This window comes from Spinactinospora alkalitolerans (genome assembly GCF_013408795.1).
Classification (GTDB): domain Bacteria; phylum Actinomycetota; class Actinomycetes; order Streptosporangiales; family Streptosporangiaceae; genus Spinactinospora; species Spinactinospora alkalitolerans.
In genome coordinates this window covers 221,218-238,368 of the sequence record NZ_JACCCC010000001.1, presented here as the reverse complement: position 1 = coordinate 238,368, position 17,151 = coordinate 221,218, and the positions used below count along the sequence as shown (strand labels likewise).

The 17,151-nt window shown below is 72.8% G+C and carries 17 protein-coding genes; 7 read left to right on the top strand and 10 right to left on the bottom strand.

What is annotated here, in order from left to right; genetic code table 11:
* Positions 1-111: 111 nt before the first annotated feature.
* From HDA32_RS01220 to HDA32_RS01200, 5 genes are all read right to left on the bottom strand, one after another.
* The gene (locus tag HDA32_RS01220; protein ID WP_179641413.1) at positions 112-858 is read right to left on the bottom strand and encodes a phosphoglyceromutase; all 747 of its coding nucleotides are present in this window, start codon (positions 856-858) and stop codon (positions 112-114) included.
* A gap of 110 nt (positions 859-968) precedes the next feature.
* Positions 969-1,481, bottom strand: a complete 513-nt coding sequence (locus HDA32_RS01215; RefSeq protein ID WP_179641412.1) for a type III secretion system chaperone family protein — start codon at positions 1,479-1,481, stop codon at positions 969-971.
* A gap of 16 nt (positions 1,482-1,497) precedes the next feature.
* Positions 1,498-2,817 carry a D-inositol-3-phosphate glycosyltransferase gene (mshA, locus tag HDA32_RS01210; RefSeq protein ID WP_376766923.1) on the bottom strand — a complete coding sequence of 440 codons (1,320 nt, stop codon included), beginning with the start codon at positions 2,815-2,817 and terminating at the stop codon, positions 1,498-1,500.
* A 158-nt stretch (positions 2,818-2,975) separates the two neighbouring features.
* Complete coding sequence (locus HDA32_RS01205) at positions 2,976-3,980, bottom strand: alpha/beta hydrolase (protein WP_179641410.1); 1,005 nt, start codon at positions 3,978-3,980, stop codon at positions 2,976-2,978.
* Positions 3,981-3,996: 16 nt separating this feature from the next.
* Complete coding sequence (locus tag HDA32_RS01200; RefSeq protein ID WP_179641409.1) at positions 3,997-4,527, bottom strand: O-acetyl-ADP-ribose deacetylase; 531 nt, start codon at positions 4,525-4,527, stop codon at positions 3,997-3,999.
* A 73-nt stretch (positions 4,528-4,600) separates the two neighbouring features.
* Between HDA32_RS01200 and HDA32_RS01195 the strand changes: the two genes are divergently transcribed.
* The 4 genes from HDA32_RS01195 (at position 4,601) to HDA32_RS01180 (ending at position 7,372) form a co-directional block, all read left to right on the top strand.
* Positions 4,601-5,434, top strand: coding sequence for a thioesterase family protein (locus HDA32_RS01195; protein ID WP_179641408.1), 834 nt, complete (start codon positions 4,601-4,603; stop codon positions 5,432-5,434).
* A gap of 92 nt (positions 5,435-5,526) precedes the next feature.
* Positions 5,527-5,889: a BlaI/MecI/CopY family transcriptional regulator gene (locus HDA32_RS01190; protein WP_281370355.1), complete on the top strand. Its 363-nt coding sequence runs from the start codon at positions 5,527-5,529 to the stop codon at positions 5,887-5,889.
* Between the two features lie 4 nt (positions 5,890-5,893).
* Positions 5,894-6,844 (top strand): M56 family metallopeptidase, encoded by a 951-nt coding sequence (locus HDA32_RS01185; RefSeq protein WP_179641407.1) that lies wholly within the window; start codon positions 5,894-5,896, stop codon positions 6,842-6,844.
* Positions 6,845-7,069: 225 nt separating this feature from the next.
* A complete protein-coding gene (locus HDA32_RS01180) occupies positions 7,070-7,372 on the top strand; it encodes a DUF2516 family protein (protein WP_179646383.1) in 303 nt (100 codons plus the stop codon).
* Positions 7,373-7,393: 21 nt separating this feature from the next.
* Here the strand turns inward: HDA32_RS01180 and HDA32_RS01175 are convergent, their stop codons facing one another.
* From HDA32_RS01175 to HDA32_RS01165, 3 genes are all read right to left on the bottom strand, one after another.
* Complete coding sequence (locus HDA32_RS01175) at positions 7,394-9,721, bottom strand: hypothetical protein (protein WP_179641406.1); 2,328 nt, start codon at positions 9,719-9,721, stop codon at positions 7,394-7,396.
* A 628-nt stretch (positions 9,722-10,349) separates the two neighbouring features.
* A complete protein-coding gene (locus HDA32_RS01170) occupies positions 10,350-11,339 on the bottom strand; it encodes a neutral zinc metallopeptidase (RefSeq protein WP_179641405.1) in 990 nt (329 codons plus the stop codon).
* A gap of 47 nt (positions 11,340-11,386) precedes the next feature.
* Positions 11,387-12,367 carry a neutral zinc metallopeptidase gene (locus HDA32_RS01165; protein WP_246334179.1) on the bottom strand — a complete coding sequence of 327 codons (981 nt, stop codon included), beginning with the start codon at positions 12,365-12,367 and terminating at the stop codon, positions 11,387-11,389.
* A 187-nt stretch (positions 12,368-12,554) separates the two neighbouring features.
* Here HDA32_RS01165 and HDA32_RS01160 point away from each other — a divergent pair, with 187 nt between their 5' ends.
* Positions 12,555-14,375: a DUF2207 domain-containing protein gene (locus HDA32_RS01160; RefSeq protein ID WP_179641404.1), complete on the top strand. Its 1,821-nt coding sequence runs from the start codon at positions 12,555-12,557 to the stop codon at positions 14,373-14,375.
* A gap of 27 nt (positions 14,376-14,402) precedes the next feature.
* Positions 14,403-14,828, top strand: coding sequence for a D-aminoacyl-tRNA deacylase (gene dtd / locus HDA32_RS01155; RefSeq protein WP_179641403.1), 426 nt, complete (start codon positions 14,403-14,405; stop codon positions 14,826-14,828).
* 15 nt (positions 14,829-14,843) lie between these two features.
* Here the strand turns inward: dtd and HDA32_RS01150 are convergent, their stop codons facing one another.
* Positions 14,844-15,206 carry a DsrE family protein gene (locus HDA32_RS01150; protein ID WP_179641402.1) on the bottom strand — a complete coding sequence of 121 codons (363 nt, stop codon included), beginning with the start codon at positions 15,204-15,206 and terminating at the stop codon, positions 14,844-14,846.
* Positions 15,207-15,254: 48 nt separating this feature from the next.
* The gene (locus tag HDA32_RS01145) at positions 15,255-16,031 is read right to left on the bottom strand and encodes a GIDE domain-containing protein (RefSeq protein ID WP_179641401.1); all 777 of its coding nucleotides are present in this window, start codon (positions 16,029-16,031) and stop codon (positions 15,255-15,257) included.
* Positions 16,032-16,372: 341 nt separating this feature from the next.
* Here HDA32_RS01145 and HDA32_RS01140 point away from each other — a divergent pair, with 341 nt between their 5' ends.
* A complete protein-coding gene (locus HDA32_RS01140; RefSeq protein ID WP_179641400.1) occupies positions 16,373-16,906 on the top strand; it encodes a heme-binding beta-barrel domain-containing protein in 534 nt (177 codons plus the stop codon).
* The last annotated feature ends 245 nt before the right edge of the window (positions 16,907-17,151 follow it).

The window sequence follows — 17,151 nt, the reverse complement described above, 5'->3', positions numbered from 1 at the left end:
CGACTGACCCGATCAGCGCGGCGCGACTCCGGGTACCGGTCGCACGCACGGCGGCCCGGGTCCCGCTCGGGGGGCCCGGGCCGCTGTGGGGTGCCGTGGGTCGGTCGGGGGTTACTTCCTCCCCTGGTTCTTGACGGCCTCGATGGCCTCCTTGGCGGCCTCGGGGTCGAGGTACTCGCCGCCGGTCTTGCGCGGGGTGAAGTCGTCGTTGAGCTCGTAGACCAGCGGGATGCCGGTGGGGATGTTGAGCCCGGCGATCGTCTGGTCGTCGATGCCGTCGAGGTGCTTGACCAGCGCGCGCATCGAGTTGCCGTGCGCGGCGACCAGGACGGTGCGGCCCAGGGCCAGGTCCGGGACGATCGAGTCGTACCAGTAGGGCAGCATCCGCGCGACGACGTCGGCCAGGCACTCGGTGCGCGGCATCAGCTCGGGCGGCAGGTCGGCGTAGCGGCGGTCACCGAACTGGGAGTACTCGGCGTCGTCGGCGATCTCCGGCGGCGGGGTGTCGTAGGAGCGGCGCCAGGTCATGAACTGCTCTTCGCCGTACTCCTCGCGCGTCTGCGCCTTGTTCTTGCCCTGCAGCGCGCCGTAGTGCCGCTCGTTGAGCCGCCACGACCGCTTGACCGGCAGCCAGTGCAGGCCGGCCTCGTCGAGCGCGACGTTGGCGGTGCGGATCGCCCGCTTCAGGACGGAGGTGTGCACGATGTCGGGTCGGAGGTCGGCGCCGAGCAGCAGCTCACCGCCCCTGCGCGCCTCCTCCTCCCCCTTGGCGGAGAGGTCGACGTCCACCCAGCCGGTGAACAGTCCTTCGGCGTTCCAGACGCTTTCGCCGTGTCGCAGCAGAACAAGAGTGCCCATGGGTGCCAGCCTAGCGAGTCGCGTCGGCGGGCACGCCGACGGCCCCCCAATGGTCTAGTCCAATCGGCGCACGGCCGGGCGGACCGACCGGGCCGGACGGGACCGCCCGGTCAGCCCCGGCCACCGGGTTCGTCGATCAGGTGCCGGAACGCCTGCAGGTTGCGCAGGCTTTCGCCGCGCTCCACCCGCCACTCCCATTCGCGGCGGATGGAGGAGGCGAAGCCGCGCTCCAGCGCCGGGTTGAAGTAGTCGTCGGAGTAGGTCAGGAGGCAGCCCAGCAACCGGTCGACCTCCTCGGGGGTGACGCAGGCCAGAGCCGACCGGCCGACGATGTAGACGTCGCCGACCTCGTCGGCCGTGAACGCCATCCCGTACATCTCGTTGTTCTTGAGCATCAGCCAGCGGTAGAAGTCCGCGTGGTTCTCGTCGGGCTGTCGGCAGAAGAACGTCTTCACCAGCAGGCTGTGCTCACCGACCCCCAGCCAGGCCAGCGTCTTGAGCTTGCGCCGCCCGGGCAGCGTGACCATGAACGCCTCCGGGTCCGGCCGCTCGAACTCCAGGTCGGCCTCTTTCAGCGCGGTCTCGATGGCCGCGATGGCGCTCGCCTGTTCCTGCGATGGCATCCGTGTCCTCTCCCGGTTACTGGTTGGCCGCGACGGGCAGCGGCGAACCCGCCAGGGTGCCACGGTAGACGCCGAGGAGCCCGTCGACGGTGGCGGACCAGCTCAGCCCGGCCGCGTGGCCCACGGCCGCCGCGCCCAAGGAGTCGCGCCAAGCCGGTTCGGTGATCATGCGGTGCAGCACGCGCGCGTAGTCGTCGGGGTCGTGGCCGTCGATCAGCACGCCCGAGACCCCGTCGCTCACGGCCGTGGGCAGGCCGCCCACCCGGGCCGCGACAACGGGCGTGCCGCACGCCTCCGACTCCACCGCCACCAGGCCGAAGGACTCCGAGTACGACGGGACGACGGTGGCGGTCGCCGCGCGGTAGTAGTGCGCCAGCTCGGTCCGGGAGCGCGGCGGCTCCATCCGCACCGCGTCGGCGATGCCCAGCGAGCGGGCCAGTTCGGTCAGCCTGCGCGGCTCGGCGGCGTCGCGGCCCGACAGGCCGCCGACGACGGCGACGACCAGCCGGCCGCGCAGCGAGGGGTCGCGCTGCAGCAGCCGGGCCGCCGCCCGCATCAGCACATCGGGGGCCTTGAGCCGCTGCACCCTGCCGACGAACAGCAGGAGCTCGGCGTCCTCGGGCAGGCCGATCCGGCGCAGCGACGCGGCGCGCGAACCCGGGGTGAAGACGTCGAGGTCGACGCCGGGCGGGACGGTGGTGACGCGGGCGGGGTCGGCGTCGTAGTAGCGGACGAGCTGCGCCGCCTCGTCGGCGGTGTTGGCGACGAGGTGGTCGGCGGAGCGCACCAGGTGGTCCTCGCCGCGGACCCGCACCTCGGGCTCCGGGACGTCGCCGTCGGCGAGGGAGACGTTCTTGACCTTGGCCAGCGTGTGCATGGACTGGACCAGCGGCACGCCCCAGCGCTGCGCGGCCACCGCGCCGGCCCGGCCGGACAGCCAGTAGTGGCCGTGCACGAGGTCGTAGTGGCCGGGCTCGTTGCGGGCCTCGGTCCGCAGCACGCCGAAGATGAACGGGCAGAGGTGGCGGGCGAGGGTGTCCTTGTCGAGCGCGCCGAACGGGCCGGCGGAGACGTGCCGGACGGTGACGCCGGGCGCCATCTCGACCTCGGGCGGCTGGCCCAGGCCGGTGGCCCGGGTGAAGACGTCGACGGCGACGCCGCGCTCGGCGAGGCGCTTGGCCACCTCGACGATGTAGACGTTCATGCCCCCGGCGTCGCCGGTGCCCGGCTGGTCGAGGGGTGAGGTGTGCAGGCTGATGGTGGCGATCCGGCGGGGTTCCACCGGTGGCCCGGAACCGTCGGCCGCCCCGCCGGGCTGGCCGGGAGTCTCTGGCACCACTGTCTCGCGCGTCCCTTCCCGTTCACGGCCGCTCACGCTCTGCCACAACAGTCAACAGCGCCGAAGGGGCGCAGTGTTCCCATAATGGACGTGCGGCGGCTAACAGGGACCATCCGGGGGCCCGTCCGCGGGGCGCTCCTCCCGTCCGCGGCGGGTCAGCCCGCCTGTGCGGCGAGGGGCGCGGACCAGCCGTCGACGAGGAAGTCGACGGCCCGGCCGTAGGTCGGCTCCCACGCCTCGAAGTCGTGGTCGCCCTCGGGGAAGGCGGTCTCGACCGTCATGCCCCGCTCGTCGAGCAGCGCGGCGAACCTCTCGGCCTCCCCGTGGATGCTGCCCTCCTGCAGCGGGGTGTGGTCCTGCTTCCCCTCCACCAGGAAGAACCGGATGTCGCGGACCCCGGATTCGTCGAGCAGCCGGTCGGGGGCGTGCGGGCCGGGGTCGTCGCCGAAGGTGCCCGAGGGGTCGTCGACCTTGAAGTAGCCGGCCCAACTGACGGCCTGGGCGTAGGTGTCGGGGTGGCGCAGCGACAGGGCGGCGGCGCCGTAGCCGCCCATCGAGAACCCGCCGATCGCGCGCAGGTAGCGGGGGCGCCCGTGGTCGCCCTCGACGGCGTCGATCGCCTTCTCGGTCACGAACGTCTCGATCTGGAAGTCGCCGTCGACGGCGTCGCCCCACTCGGTGTCGCTGCCGCCGACCTCCTGGCCGAACGGCGCCGCGATCACGAACTGCACGCCGGTGCGGCACATCTGCTCGTCCAGCAGCGGCCCGATGTCGGCGTCCCTGATGGTCCGGTGCGTACTCGTCGAGCCGTGCAGCAGGTACAGCACCGGGACGTCGGCGCCGTCCGCACCGGGCGGGCGGCGGATCCAGATCGGCCGCCCGCCGTCGGGAGCGCCCGTGTCGGGGACCGTGATGATCTCGTCCTCGCCCGGCTCGTCGCACACCGGCACCTCGCCGGGGCGCGGGAGCACGGCCGGTGCTCCCGCCCGCCGGGCCGCGCCGTCGGCCTCGTCGTGCGGTTCGGGCCCCTGCGACCGCGTCTGCGCCTGCACGGCCGCGCCGACGCCCTTCTCGTCGTCGACCGCGACCATCCCCGCCGTGGCTACGATGAGTGAAGAGGCCACGAGCGCCGTGGTTCTGCGGGAGAAGGTCGCGAACACACCAAGATCCTAAAGGTCAGGGGGCATGCTTGGGGTCGGGTCCCCGCACCGCCCGATCGAACGCGGCGTAGGCCTCATCCCCAAAGAGGACAAACCGAATTTCACTCACTGTAGTCGACGTTTCCTGAACGGTCCGCACCGCGACACGCGCGGCGTCGTCCATCGGCCAGCCGTAGACACCGGCCGAGACCGCGGGGAAGGCCACGCTGCGCGCGCCGAGTTCGTCGGCGACCCGAAGGGACTCCCGGTAGCAGGAGGCCAGCAGTTCGGTCCGGTCCTCGGTCGCGCTGTGCACCGGGCCGACCGTGTGGATCACCCACCTCGCGGGCAGCCTCCCGGCCGTCGTGGCGACCGCCCGGCCGGTCGGCAGGCCCCTGCCGTACTTCGAGGCGCGCAGCTCGCGGCATTCGGCGAGGATGTCCGGACCGCCCCTGCGGTGGATGGCGCCGTCCACCCCGCCGCCGCCCAGCAGGGAGGAGTTGGCCGCGTTGACCACGGCGTCGACGTGCTGTTCGGTGATGTCGCCGCGCACCAGTCGGATGTCCATGGCGGCCTGTCTACCCGTTCCCGGGCCGGGCCCGCCCCTTCCGCTGGAAATTACCGTCCGGTAGACAAGGATCATGAGCTCCGGCACGAACGCCCCGCAGCCCCCGGCCGCGCAGGACCCGACGGACCCGCCGCCGGCCTTCTACCTGCCGCTCGGCGACGGCGCCTACCGCGCCACCCTGGCCACGCAGAGTCCCTGGGATCCTCGCTGCCAGCACGGCGGCCCGCCGACCGCGCTGCTCGCCGCCGCCGTCTCCGCGCACGACCCGCAGCCGGGACTGCGCATCGGCCGGCTGACGGTGGACTTCCTGAGCCCCATCCCGCTCGCCGACGTCGCCGTCCGGGTGCGGACCCTGCGGCCGGGCCGCAGGATCCGGCTGGTCGAGGCCGACCTGGTGCACGAGGGCGAGACCGTCGTGAGCGCGCGCGCCTGGCAGTTGGCCGCCGGGCCCGCCGACGGCCCGGTCACCGAGCCCGTCACCGCTCCCCCGCTGCCCGCAGCCGCCGACACCGGCGGCCTGACCCGGCTGATGGGCGGATTCGGGTACGGCAGGGCGACCGAATGGCGCCCCACGTCCGGGGCCGGCTTCGGGAAGGGGCCCTCCGCGGCCTGGACCCGGCCGCTCGTCCCCCTCGTCGAGGGGCGCCCGACCGCCGGGCTGGAGCGCCTGCTGGTGGTCGCCGACTCGGCGAACGGCATCAGCCTGGAGCTGCCGCTGGACTCCTGGCTGTCCATCCCGCCGGGGATCGGCGTCACGGTGCTGCGCGAGCCCGCCGACGAATGGCTGCACATGTCCGCCCGCACCCACCTCAGCGGCGACGGCACGGGCCTGGCGCACGCCGAGCTCACCGACGCCAAGGGGCTGCTGGCCCAGGTCTCCCAGCCGCTGCTCGTCGCCCCGCGCTGAGAACCCCGATGCCGCAAGGTCTCCGGTGGTCAGAGCCGTGCAACCCGGGGGGTGCGACAGTGCGTAGTACTACCCGAAGTAGACTGGTGGTCATGAATCGGCTCGGTGACCTTGAACGCGCGGTGATGGATGTACTGTGGGAACGAATCGAGCCAATGACGGTGCGCGAAGTGGGTCGCGCCCTGGCGGATCGTGATCTCGCTCACACGACTGTTATGACCGTGCTCGATCGGCTAGCGAAGAAGGGCGTCGTTCACCGCACCCGTGAGGGCCGTGCATGGCGTTACCGCCCGGCAGCCAGCCGGGAGAGCTACGTATCGGAACTCATGTTCGACGCTCTAGGCCAAACCGGCGACCGCGACGCCGCACTGGCCGCATTCGTACGCTCGATGAGCGGGACGGAAGCCGAAGCGCTTCGCCGCGCCCTCGCGGAAGACGACCAGCCAAGGACGTAGTCGTATGGTCAGTGCCGCACTGCTCGCCACGATCGCGGTCGGCTGCCTGTTCGCGGCGGCACGACTCCGCCGGGCCTCCTGGCCCGCCCGGGGCCCGCACGCCGCCGTTGTCGCGTGGCAGGCGCTCGGCCTCACCTGGGGCATCTCCACGATCGGCGCGCTGCTCGCGTTCGGTCTGGCCCCCTACGGCCGGGGCGTCGCCGGAGGGCTGGAGTCGCTCACCCGCGACGCGCTGACGCACGGGCTCTTCCTGTCCGGACTGGCCGAGACCCCCTTCGCCGCGACCCAGGTCGCCGCCATCATCGCCGCGTTCGGCCTCACCCTGGTGCTGTTCTGGGGCCTGGTGGCCTCGTTCATCCAGGTGCTGCGCACCCGCAGGCGCCACCGCCACCTGCTGCGACTGGTCGCCCGCGACGATCCGGAGGTCCCGGGCGCGCGGGTGCTGGACCACCCCGCCGCGGCCGCGTACTGCCTGCCCGGCGTGCTGAACTCCCAGATCGTGATCAGCGTCGGCGCCCTGGAGGTGCTCGACCGCCACGAGCTCGCCGCCGTGCTCGCCCACGAGCACGCCCACCTGCGCCAGCGCCACGACCTGGTGCTGCTGCCGTTCTCCTCGCTGAAGCGCGCCTTCCCCCGCGTCGGGATGATGGAGACCTGCTACAACGCCGTCGCGCTGCTCATCGAGATGTGCGCCGACGACCAGGCCCGGCGGGAGCACTCCCCCAAGGAGCTGGCCATGGCGCTGGTGCGGTTCGGCACGGCCGGCACCGCTCCGGTGCCCGCGGGGGCGCTCGCCGCCACCGCGTCGGCCCCCGAGGAGCCCGAGGTCGTCACCCGGGTGTCGCGCCTGCTCAATCCGCACGCCCAGCTCTCCAGGCCGGAGACCGCCGCCGTGCTGACCACGGCGATCACACTGATGTCCACGACGCTGAGCCTCTGGCACCTGCCCATGTGACCGATGCTCGACGATCGGGTTCGCACAGGGGCGGCTGCCGCAGTGCGCGCACGCCGCCGACGGCACAGCGGATCCGGGTCCTGAAACCCCCACCTCGTCCCGCGAACGCAGCGGCCAGAACCCGATGACCGCCGCCACCGCGGGCACGATTTGCCGGACCCGGGCGTTTAACCTGGAGAGACCGCCCGCTCTTCTAGCAAAGGTTCGGTGCTTGTCGTGGTCGCCATGTCGTTCTTCACCCTGCTGTGGAAGGTCATCTACCTCGCCATCTTCGTGACGACCCTCTACGCGCTGGTCGAAGCCGCGCGGACCCCGGCCCAGGCGTTCCCCGCCATGGACAAGCAGACCAAGGGGCTGTGGGTCGGCCTACTCGGCGTCGGAGCGCTGCTCTCGCTCAGCGCCGTGTTCGGCTACGGCGCGTTCCTCACCATCCTGTCGCTGGTGGCCGCGTTGATCTACCTGCTCGACGTGCGCCCGGCCGTGCGCAGCATCGGCCGTCCCGGCGACGGCCCCTACGGCCGCTGGTGAGCAGCGGCGGGGCCGGCGCCGCTACCCCTCCAGCGACTCGTCCTCGGCGCTCCTGGCCTGGCGGGGGATCTCGGGTGCGTCCCGGTCGACGGCGCCGGTGACCCCGCGGGCCGCGGTCGCCACCGCCGTTCCGTAGACGGGGTCCTCGGTGTAGCAGGAGTGGCCGAGGATCTCCGGGCGGACGGCCTCGCCCTCCCGGTGGGCGTAGTGCCGGGGGTCGGGCAGTGGTTCGGCCCGTTCCACGACGCCCTCATCCAGCAGGACGGGCCCCCCGACGGCGTCGGTCTCGCGCCACAGGTTGCACCAGCCCGACACCCGCCCGCGCAGCTCGCTCAGCGCGAGGGGGCCGAAGTAGGCGGGGAAGTAGCGCGCGTAGAGGCGGTACAGCGGCGACCCGTGCGTGAGCAGCCAGAGACGCTCCCCGCAGCCGGCCGGAAGCTGCCAGACGGTCGCCGCCGCCAGCACCGAGCCCTGCGAGTGCCCGGAGAGCACCACGCCCGTCCCGCGCTCGACCAGCGCGGAGACCCGGGCCGACAGTTGCGGCACCGCGCGCTCGGCGTAGCAGGGCGGCGCCAGGGGGTGCGCGGCGCGCGGCCAGAAGGTGCCGACGTCCCACAGCACGCCGACCGCCTGCCGGGTCGGCCGGCTGCGGTAGGCGCTGCGTCCCAGCCACACCAGCGCCAGGAGCAGCAGCCCGCCGAGCCAGGAGCCGAACGTCACCATGGCGTCGATGGCGTCCTGCACCCACGCGGTGGTGTCGGCCGTCATCGCGGCGGGGCTGAGCTCGGCGCCGGCCCCGTCGACCGGGACGGCGGTGAGCCGCCCGGTCGCCACCGCGTACAGCACCAGCGCCACGAGGGCGACGGCCGGCAGCAGCAGCGCCGACAGGCACGCCGGCAGGAACTCGGTCATGGACCCCAGCGCCCGCGTCCACGCGATCTCGCGGGTGCGCGGCGCATCGGCGTCCCGCCCGTACTGGGCGGCCACCTCGGCCACCCGGACGCGGGTGCGCCTGCGCGCCACCAGCCACAGCGCGACCGCCGTGAGCAGCGCGATCCCCGCCTCCAGGGTGAAGGCGAGCTGGAGCCAGGAGTAGGCGCTGGGCGGGCTCAGCGTGAGGCAGCCGGTCTCCTCGGCGCCGGGGTAGTAGCAGCCGCCCAGCCATCCGGCCGCCTGGTAGACCAGCGCGGCGGAGAACACGCCGCCCAGCAGCACCCCGAACGCCGCGACGGCCGGACCCGCCATGCCGCCCATGGCGGTGCCGGCGTGGGTGCCGCTGCCCCGGTACAGGACCGCGGCGGTCGCCAACAGCGCGAGGGCGATGGCGCACTGCGCGGCGAAGAGGCCGTTGAGCCCGATGGCGTAGCCGGGCAGGGCCCCCTCGGCGACCCAGTCCGGGCGCGGCCGGACGGTGTGCAGCAGCGATGCGGCCAGCAGCGCGAGGGAGGCGTCGCGTAGCACCCGGCACACCCCGGTCGCCCACCGGTTCCAGCGGGGATCGGTGTCGGGGGTGAGCGCGCCCGCCACGCTGAGCGTGGCGGTGAGCGTCAGCAGCCCGGTGAGGACCGCGCCGACGACGGGGGTGCCCGCGCCGCGGTCGTGGGCCAGCGTCGGCACCAGCAGCAGGGCGGCGATCACGGACGCCGCGACGGCGACGTGCGCGGAGCGGAGCCGGCCCACGGCCTCGCCGTTGCGCCAGAACAGCGGGGAGCTGAGCGGGGCGGAGGAGCCGTGGACCGCGGTGGCGGAGGAGGTGACCTCGTACTCGCCGCCGGTGCGCCGCGACAGCCGCCACAGCACGGCGACGACCGCCATGGGCAGCACCGATCCGGCGGCGAGCGCCCGGCCGGGCTCGGCGAGCGGGGCGCCGGGCGCGGACAGCACGCCCAGCCACGGACGCAGCTCGGCGCAGCCGGACCCGTACCCGGCGCACTGCCAGCCGACGAGGTCCATGCCGATCCCGGCCGCGGCCAGGGTGAGCAGCGCGGTGAGGCTCAGCGCGAGCAGCCGGACCAGCATGTCGTAGCCGTGGTTCGCCGCGTTGTGGACGCGGGAGAGGCGCCCGCCCAGCCGCCGCGGCCGCATCCAGTAGGCGACGTTGACCAGCATGAAGGGCAGGAGAAGCAGCCACAGCGCGCGGGAGGAGCGCCCGGAGGTGAGGTTTCCCCAGGCGAAGACCTCGCGGGGCACCCCGGGCGCGCTCTCGACGTCGCGCGCGGTGGTCCGCCGGAAGAAGCCGGCCAGCTCGTCGCCCGCCACCCGCGTGGCCGGCCCGACCTCCAGCAGCTCCGGGGCCTGGCCGCCGCTGACCCCGTGGATCCGAAGTTCCACAACGCGTTCATCCGGCATGAGCCGAATCCTTCCAGCCACGCGGAGGAAACACCACGGGTGGTCGAAAGGTGTGGATAAGTGACCGCACGAGGACTCCCGTGATCCTCCTCAGTCTCAACCTCGGCCCCCAGGGGGTTGTGAAGACCCGCCCCAAGAGAAGTGGAAGAGACCTCGACCCCAGGGGGTTGTGAAGACCCGCCCCAGGAGGGACGGCGTGCGGGTGGGCGATGCTCTCGCGTGGCCGAAGGCCCGTGGACGCAAAATCGCCCTCCCGCGCGCGAAGCGCACGGGACATCGCTGGTGCGGACCGACACCATGGTTTCGGCCCGGCGCCCACGGCGGCGGTGTGCGCTTGCGTCCTCGGGCCGGGGTTCAACCCCCTGTGGCCGGTGTCTCACGCGCTCGGTGGCCGGGGCACCTGGGCACGGCGGCCCGCCGCCTTGGGCGCGCGCCGAAACCCCGGTTGCGTCCCGGCACACGAGGTGGCGGCGTGGGTGGCGCGGCGCCGGTGCGATCCCTGTGGGGGCCTTCGGCCACGCGAGAGGATCGCCCGGTCACCGCGTATCCCTCCTTCGGCCGGGGCCACAAGACCCCCGGTGGCCGGGGCACCTGGGCACGGTGGTCAAGGGCGACGCGGAAGGGGCGCTCACTGCACGGTCTCGGAGGCGGCCTCCCAGGTGTTGCAGGCGCCCGGGGACTGCTCGTCCATGCCGTGCTCCATCCACCGGACGCTGTTGGCCGCGGAGCCGTGGGTGCGCTCCTCGTCGGTGCTGTCCGGGCGGTCGGCGGTCGCCGCGGCGTCGTCGAGGACGGCGTCGCGGTCGGTCGCCGAGACCGGGTAGCTGACGCGCACCGCACCGAGGAAGGCGCCGGCCAGGCAGTTGGCCTGGAGCTCGCTCTTGCGGGTCCAGGCGTTCTGGTCGACGACCTCGGGCTCCAGGCGGCGCTGCTCGTGGTAGTAGTCCAGCAGCCCGGACTCACCCTGCACGTGGTGGGCGTACTCGTGGGCCAGCAGCGAGGCGTAGACGATGCCGTTGTCGGCGCCGTTCCACTTCTCGACGACGTCGGCGGTGCCGATGTAGACGCTCTTGCCGGCCCGGCAGTAGAAGGCCCCGGCCGTCGACGGGTAGTCCCGGCAGGGGCTGCTGCCCGGCGTCTCCCAGAACACCCGCTCCGGCGGCTGGAACGGGATGCCGGCCTTGTCGAACTGGGTCTGCCACGTGTGGTCCAGGCAGTCGGTGAGCGCGTTGAGGAAGGCCTCGACCGATTCGGGGTCGTCGACGTCGAGCCCGGGTTCGGGGCAGGGCAGCGGGGCCAGGCGTCCGGTGTCGTACAGCGGGTTGTCCAGCAGCGCGGTCCGGCCGCTGGGGCGGTCCGGATCGGTCTCGCCGCCGGTGCCGCCGGTGGCCTCGGGGGCGTCCCCCGGGAGCCCGCGGTGGCCCTCCCCCGGCACGAACCGCTCGATGCCGCCGGCCCGGTCGGGATCGGGGGTGGCCGAGGAGCGGGACGCGACGCCGAAGATCCCCTGCTCCCCGCCCCCCGCGGCCACCACGTTCCACACGAGCAGGGCCAGGGCGAGCACGGCCGCGGCGATGGCCGCCCAGAGGGCGGCGCGGCCTCTGAGTCTCCGCTCCACGAATCCCCCGCGATCTCCTCGCCGGCTGCCGTCGCGCCGACCCTATGTCACTCGACCAGGCCCTTTCCGGCTTCCCATGTGTTGCAGGCCGCCGGGTCCATGCGGTCCATCCCGTGGTCGGTCCACATCTGGCCGTTGTCGGGGGAGCCGTGCGTGTGGTCGCCGCTGTGGTCACTCCGGAGCCGGGCGTCCTTGAGGATGTTGGCACGCTCCTCCTCCCCGACCGGCAGGCTCTCGGCCGCCGCACCGAGGAACGTGCCGCCCAGGCAATTGGCCTGGAGCTCGCTCTTGCGGGTCCAGGCGTCGCGCTCCTCGGCGCTGCGCTCGTCACCGCGTTCGGCGTGGTAGCGGTCCAGGATCCCCGCCTCCCCCTGCACGTGGTGGCCGTACTCGTGGCTGAGCAGGAAGGTGTAGGCCTCGGACTCACCGGTGCGCCCGGAGTTGTGCACGATGTCCTCGACACCGAGGTAGAGCCCCTTGTTGGCCTGGCAGTAGAACGCCGCGGAGCCCTGGGCGGGGTAGTTGCCGCACGGGCTCTGGCCGGAGGCGTACCAGTAGATCCTGTTCGGGGGTTCGAACGGCAGCTCGGAGTCGCCGAACTGATCGGTCCACGCCTCGTCGAGGCAGTCGGTCACGGTGTGCAGGAACACCTCCATGGACTCGGCGTCGCCGGCGTCGAGCCTCGGCGCCTCGCAGGTGGCCTCCGCCATCTCACCGCTGCGGTACAGCGGGTTGCCGCCCAGGACGTCCTCTCCGCTGTCGGGGGCGGTCCGCCCCTGCCTCCCGCCGCTCTGCGGCTCCCCCGCGCCCGGCGGATCGCTCACCGGCTGCCCCACCGGGTGCCGACCGGTGTCGTCGAAGGCGGAGGCGAAGGTCACGAATCCGGCGAGTCCGACGGCCCCCAGCCCGGTGATGAGCACGGCGATGATCCCCATGCCGAGCCGCTGGCGTGGCCTGCGGGCGTAGGACGGCAGTCGGTACTCGCCGCGTCCGGTCGTTCCCATGCCGCCGCCACCCCGTTCCGTCATCGGGATGCCTCACCTCCCTGCCGCGTCGCTTCCCATGTGACCTTTATCAGACCGACTTTTCGATTGGCCTCCATCGGACCAACTTCTCGATTATGCCGTTTATGACGGAGCCCGTCCGCTTCGGTGTCCGTCCTCGTCCGCCCTCGTTGAACCGGCCGCCGACGTCGAACGGATAGGCTCTCTCGCCATGTGGTGGGTTCGAATTGCCTGCGGGGGGACGGCCCTGCGGACGATCGCGCGCTCGGCCGCCCCGGTGGCGGCCGCTCTCGCGATGCTCGCAGTGGCGCCCACCGCGGCCTCGGCCCAGCCGGCCGGTGGTCCGGCGATCAGCGCCGGGGGCGCGACCTCCGCGCCGCAGACCCACGCGGGCCTGCCGAGCTCGGCCGCCGAGGGGCGCAGCACCAACGAGATCTCCCTGATCCTCGACGGCAACGGCGTGCTGCGCGCCGAGGAGAGGATCTCGTTCGGCGGTGCGGTACCGGAGGAGTTCACCCGCACGTTCATCGTGCGCGAGCCCTACGACACCGACCACGACCGGGTGTACGAGATCACCGGCGTCTCCGCTGAGACCCCCGAAGGCGAACCGATCGAGGTGCGGACCTCCGAGACCGACACCACGATGGCGGTCGACATCGCCACCGCGGGCGTCGAGACCGCCGTGCTCCGGTACGACGTCCGCGGCACCACCAGCGACATCGGCGAGCGGCTGGAGATGGAGTGGGCGGCCGTCGGCGGCTACAGCGCCCCGGTGGCCGAGACGACGGTGACGGTCGACGCCGGCCAACCGCCGCTGGCGCTGTCCTGCGCGGCCGGCGACCCGCGCAGCTCGATCTACTGCACCTCCTCCGACATGGGCGGCCACCAGGCGCTCATCGCGCGGTTCCTGCAGGCCGACCTCGAAGCGGGCCAGACGCTCAACATCGTCGTCGGCTATCCGCCGGACACCGCGCCGAACACGATCATCCTGGCGCACACCTGGTCGCTGACCTCCGCGTTCGCCATCACGCCCGGCACGGCGAGCGTCTTCGGGCTGCTGCTGGCAGTGCTGGTGGGCGGGCTGGTCGCGCTGATCCGGCTCCGGGCGCGCGACGAGCGGGCGCTGCGCACCGAGGCGGCCGCGGGCGACAGCGCACCGCTGCTGTCGGGCGGCGAGGGGGCGATCCGGTTCCGTCCGCCCGACAACGTCCATCCCGGCCAGATCGGCACCCTCATCGACGAGCAGGCCGACGTCGTCGACATCACCGCCACGGTCGTCGACCTCGCCGTGCGCGGTCACCTGACGATCGAGGAGCTGCCGCACGAGCACTTCACCTCGGTCGACTGGCAACTGGTCAAGCGGCCCTCCCCCGAGGACGACGAGCTGCTGCACTACGAGCGGCTGCTGCTCGACGCGCTGTTCCACAACCGCGACGAGGTGAAGCTCTCGGAGCTGGGCGACAACTTCGCGAGCCGGCTGGCCGGCGTGCGCGACGAGCTGTACAGCGACATGGTGCGGCTGAAGTGGTTCGCCCGGAGGCCCAACCTGGAGCGCAACCGGTGGACGACCCTGGGCATCGCGCTGACCGTCCTCGGCGTGCTGCTGACCGTGGTGCTGGCCGCCTTCACGCACGCGGCGTTCACCGGGCTCGCTGTGGTCATCGCCGGCGCCGCCGTGACCGTCGGCGCCCAGTACATGCCGGCCAAGACCAAGCTGGGCAGCGCGGTGTTCGCGCACACCCTGGGCTTCCGGGCCTACCTGCTGCGCGCCGACGCCGACGACGTCCCCAGCGACCGCAGGGTCCCGCTGTTCTCCCGCTACCTGCCCTACGCGATCATCTTCGACAACGTGGAGCGCTGGGCGCAGATCCTGGCCACCGCCGGGTCGGCCGAGTTGGACGGCGGCGGGCTGCCCTGGTACCACGGTCCCGAGGAGTGGCGGCTCAACGACTTCGCCGACTCCATCAAGACCTTCACGCTGACGCTGTCGGGTGTCATCTCCAACACCCGGCAGTTCCGGACGCTGAGTTAACCGAGTCAGAGGCGGCGAGAGGCGGCAATGCGAGCGGTCGTGCAACGGGTGGGCCACGCCTCGGTGACGGTCGGCGGCGAGGTCGTCGGCGCGATCACCGAGCCCGGCCTGATGGCGCTCGTCGGGGTCACCCACACCGACGGCGCGGCCGAGGCCAGGCGCATGGCGAACAAGCTGTGGACGCTGCGCCTGCTCGACGAGGAGCGGTCCTGCTCCGACGTCGCGGCGCCGCTGCTGGTCGTCAGCCAGTTCACGCTCTACGGCGACGCCCGCAAGGGCCGCCGCCCCACCTGGCAGGCCGCGGCCCCGGGCCCGGTCGCCGAGCCGCTGGTCGACGCGGTGGTGGCGGAGCTCCGCGACCTGGGCGCGCACGTCGAGACCGGCGTGTTCGGCGCCCAGATGTCGGTCGCGCTGACCAACGAGGGCCCCTTCACGGTGATCGTCGAGGTCTGAGAACCCTTCGGCGGGTCAGTACACCAGGGCCTGGGCGCCTTCACGGGTGGCCTCTTCGACGAAGGTGGGGGCCCCGGCGATGCGCACGCCCTCCAGCAGGTCGGCCTCCGTCAGCTCGCGGCGGGCCGCGCACTGGGTGCAGACGGTGACCCTGCCGCCGGACAGGACTCCGCTCAGCAGGTCGTTCAGCGGTGCGGCGTGCGGGAGGGAGAACCGATCGGCGCGGCCGGGGACCGCGAGCCAACTGGCTTCACCCGTGAGCCAGAGGGAGACCTCGACCCCGCTCGCCGCCGCCGCCGCCGCGACCGTAAACGCCTGGTTGCAGCGTTCCGGGGCGTCCTCACCTGACGTGGCCTTGATCACCAACGCGCGATTCATGCGGCCAGGGTAGCCCGCACGCGGCCCCTCCGGTGAATCCGGGCGGTGTCAGACCCCGGAGAGCGTCAGCAGCAGCCCCACGCAGGCCGATGCCAGGGTGCCGCCGCTGAGCAGCAGGGCGTTGGCGCGCTGGTTCTGCGGCTGCGACTCGGGCGGGGCGCCGCATTCGATGCGCAACCGCCCGTCGGGCGGCGCGGTGACCACCGGACGGCCGTCGCGCAGTTCCATGCGGCCGTGCACGACGATGGGGTCGCCGGGGCGCAGGACCCACTCCCGGTACTCGAACTCGATGGTCTCGCCGCGGAAGATCCCGGAGATGCGGCCCTTGACCCGGTTGAGCAGGTCGTCGGCAGGCGCGGGCACGCCCCGCTGCGGGCGGCCGACCACCCGCTGCAGGCACATGTGCACGCCGTCGACCTCGGCGTCGTCCGGGTCGACGAGCACCGCGCCGCCGCGCCGCCGCTCGGCCCCCGCGGCGCCGACGATGCCGAAGAGGTCGGCCGACCCGTGGTCGGCGATGGAGTCGCAGTTGCGGACGCGCTCGCGCTCCCCGCCGTCCTCCCGCGTCCGCCAGAGCCAGTAGTGCCGGAGCACCTCGTGGCCGTGCCAGACGCAGTCGGTCCCGGCCAGCCGCGACTCGATGCCGCCTTCGGGCCCCGGCGCGGCGAGACCGGACAGGCTGACCGGGCGGCCGGCCCACGCGGCCAGCGCGTTCGGCCGGACCTCGGCGACGGCGCGCTGGGCGAGCCACCGGCGCAGTGCGAGGAAGGCCAGTGGTGCCAGGATCGCCGCGCCGATGAGGAGGGCTATCCCGATCACCAGCATTGCAGGCCGCCTCTTCTCACTCGTCGGTCACCGTCGGCTACCCATGATCGTTCGTCGCCGCGGCGTTGGGATCTTCTTTACCAGGTTCCACCGTGATATCGGTCATGGCCCGGCCCTCATCGGGTCGGGCGGCACCGGTCGGCCCGCGCGGTCGAAAAGACGGTTGCGCACAGTAATACCCGACGCGGGAGACCACTTCGCGAACGGCGGGTGGACGGTCGCCGAGCCGCCGAGGACGCGGTGCGGCCCGATGCGGCGGAGGTCGGGCGGGGTCCGAACGGGACCGGCCGGGGGGCGGATCGGTACTGCTCAGTGGGTCCGCGGCACTAGTCTCGGACACTATGCAGCCTGAGGTGCACCCGGATCTGGAGAAACTGTCGTTCCTGCTCGGCCGGTGGGAGGGGGTCGGTGTCAGCGGCTACCCGAACACGGAGGAGTTCCAGTTCGGCCAGGAGGTGGAGTTCACACACAATGGCGGGCCCTACCTGAGCTACAGCAGCCGCGTGTGGCGGATGCGTGAGGACGGCTCGGTCGGGGCGTTCGTGACCGCCGAGTCCGGCTACTGGCGGGTCCGGCAGCCCGAGCCCGAGGAGCGCGAGCGCGACGCCGACACCCCGAGCATGCACGTCGAGGTGCTGCTGTCGCACCCTGAGGGCTTCAACGAGGTCTACCTCGGCACGATCTTCGCCAACCGCGTCGAGCTCTACACCGACGTGGTGCTGCGCACCGAGACCGGCATGCGGGCCACCGCGGGCCACCGGCTGTACGGGCTGTTCGGCGAGAACCGGGAGACGCTGGGCTACGCCTGGGACCTGGCCGCCGACGGGCACGAACTCCAGTCCTACATGTCGGCCCAGCTCAAGAGGGTCGGTTAGCGGAGCGGCCGGGGGGCCGGGCAGGACGGACCCCCGGGCGTGACTTCCGTCGTACGACGGGGCCGGCTGGACAAGGCCGGCCACCCGGGGGTCTGGGTGTCCACCGTGGATTCGCCAGGGGCGATCCGAGTACGGGTCGCCCTAGCGGGCGAACACCTCGCGAGTCCTAAAAGAATGCACTTCTGGACCACCTCCTTTCTTGCGTGACTCCGACGTTACGTCCGACGGGGAGCATGGGGCAAATG

Coding starts and splice junctions, on each gene's coding strand:
- HDA32_RS01150 (WP_179641402.1), bottom strand. CDS start 15,206: ATGAATCGCGCGTTGGTGATCAAGGCCACGTCAGGTGAGGACGCCCCG.
- HDA32_RS01185 (WP_179641407.1), top strand. CDS start 5,894: ATGGTCAGTGCCGCACTGCTCGCCACGATCGCGGTCGGCTGCCTGTTC.
- HDA32_RS01195 (WP_179641408.1), top strand. CDS start 4,601: ATGAGCTCCGGCACGAACGCCCCGCAGCCCCCGGCCGCGCAGGACCCG.
- HDA32_RS01165 (WP_246334179.1), bottom strand. CDS start 12,367: ATGACGGAACGGGGTGGCGGCGGCATGGGAACGACCGGACGCGGCGAG.
- HDA32_RS01140 (WP_179641400.1), top strand. CDS start 16,373: ATGCAGCCTGAGGTGCACCCGGATCTGGAGAAACTGTCGTTCCTGCTC.
- HDA32_RS01175 (WP_179641406.1), bottom strand. CDS start 9,721: ATGCCGGATGAACGCGTTGTGGAACTTCGGATCCACGGGGTCAGCGGC.
- HDA32_RS01200 (WP_179641409.1), bottom strand. CDS start 4,527: ATGGACATCCGACTGGTGCGCGGCGACATCACCGAACAGCACGTCGAC.
- HDA32_RS01190 (WP_281370355.1), top strand. CDS start 5,527: ATGAATCGGCTCGGTGACCTTGAACGCGCGGTGATGGATGTACTGTGG.
- HDA32_RS01145 (WP_179641401.1), bottom strand. CDS start 16,031: ATGCTGGTGATCGGGATAGCCCTCCTCATCGGCGCGGCGATCCTGGCA.
- HDA32_RS01180 (WP_179646383.1), top strand. CDS start 7,070: ATGTCGTTCTTCACCCTGCTGTGGAAGGTCATCTACCTCGCCATCTTC.
- HDA32_RS01220 (WP_179641413.1), bottom strand. CDS start 858: ATGGGCACTCTTGTTCTGCTGCGACACGGCGAAAGCGTCTGGAACGCC.
- HDA32_RS01215 (WP_179641412.1), bottom strand. CDS start 1,481: ATGCCATCGCAGGAACAGGCGAGCGCCATCGCGGCCATCGAGACCGCG.
- HDA32_RS01160 (WP_179641404.1), top strand. CDS start 12,555: ATGTGGTGGGTTCGAATTGCCTGCGGGGGGACGGCCCTGCGGACGATC.
- dtd (WP_179641403.1), top strand. CDS start 14,403: ATGCGAGCGGTCGTGCAACGGGTGGGCCACGCCTCGGTGACGGTCGGC.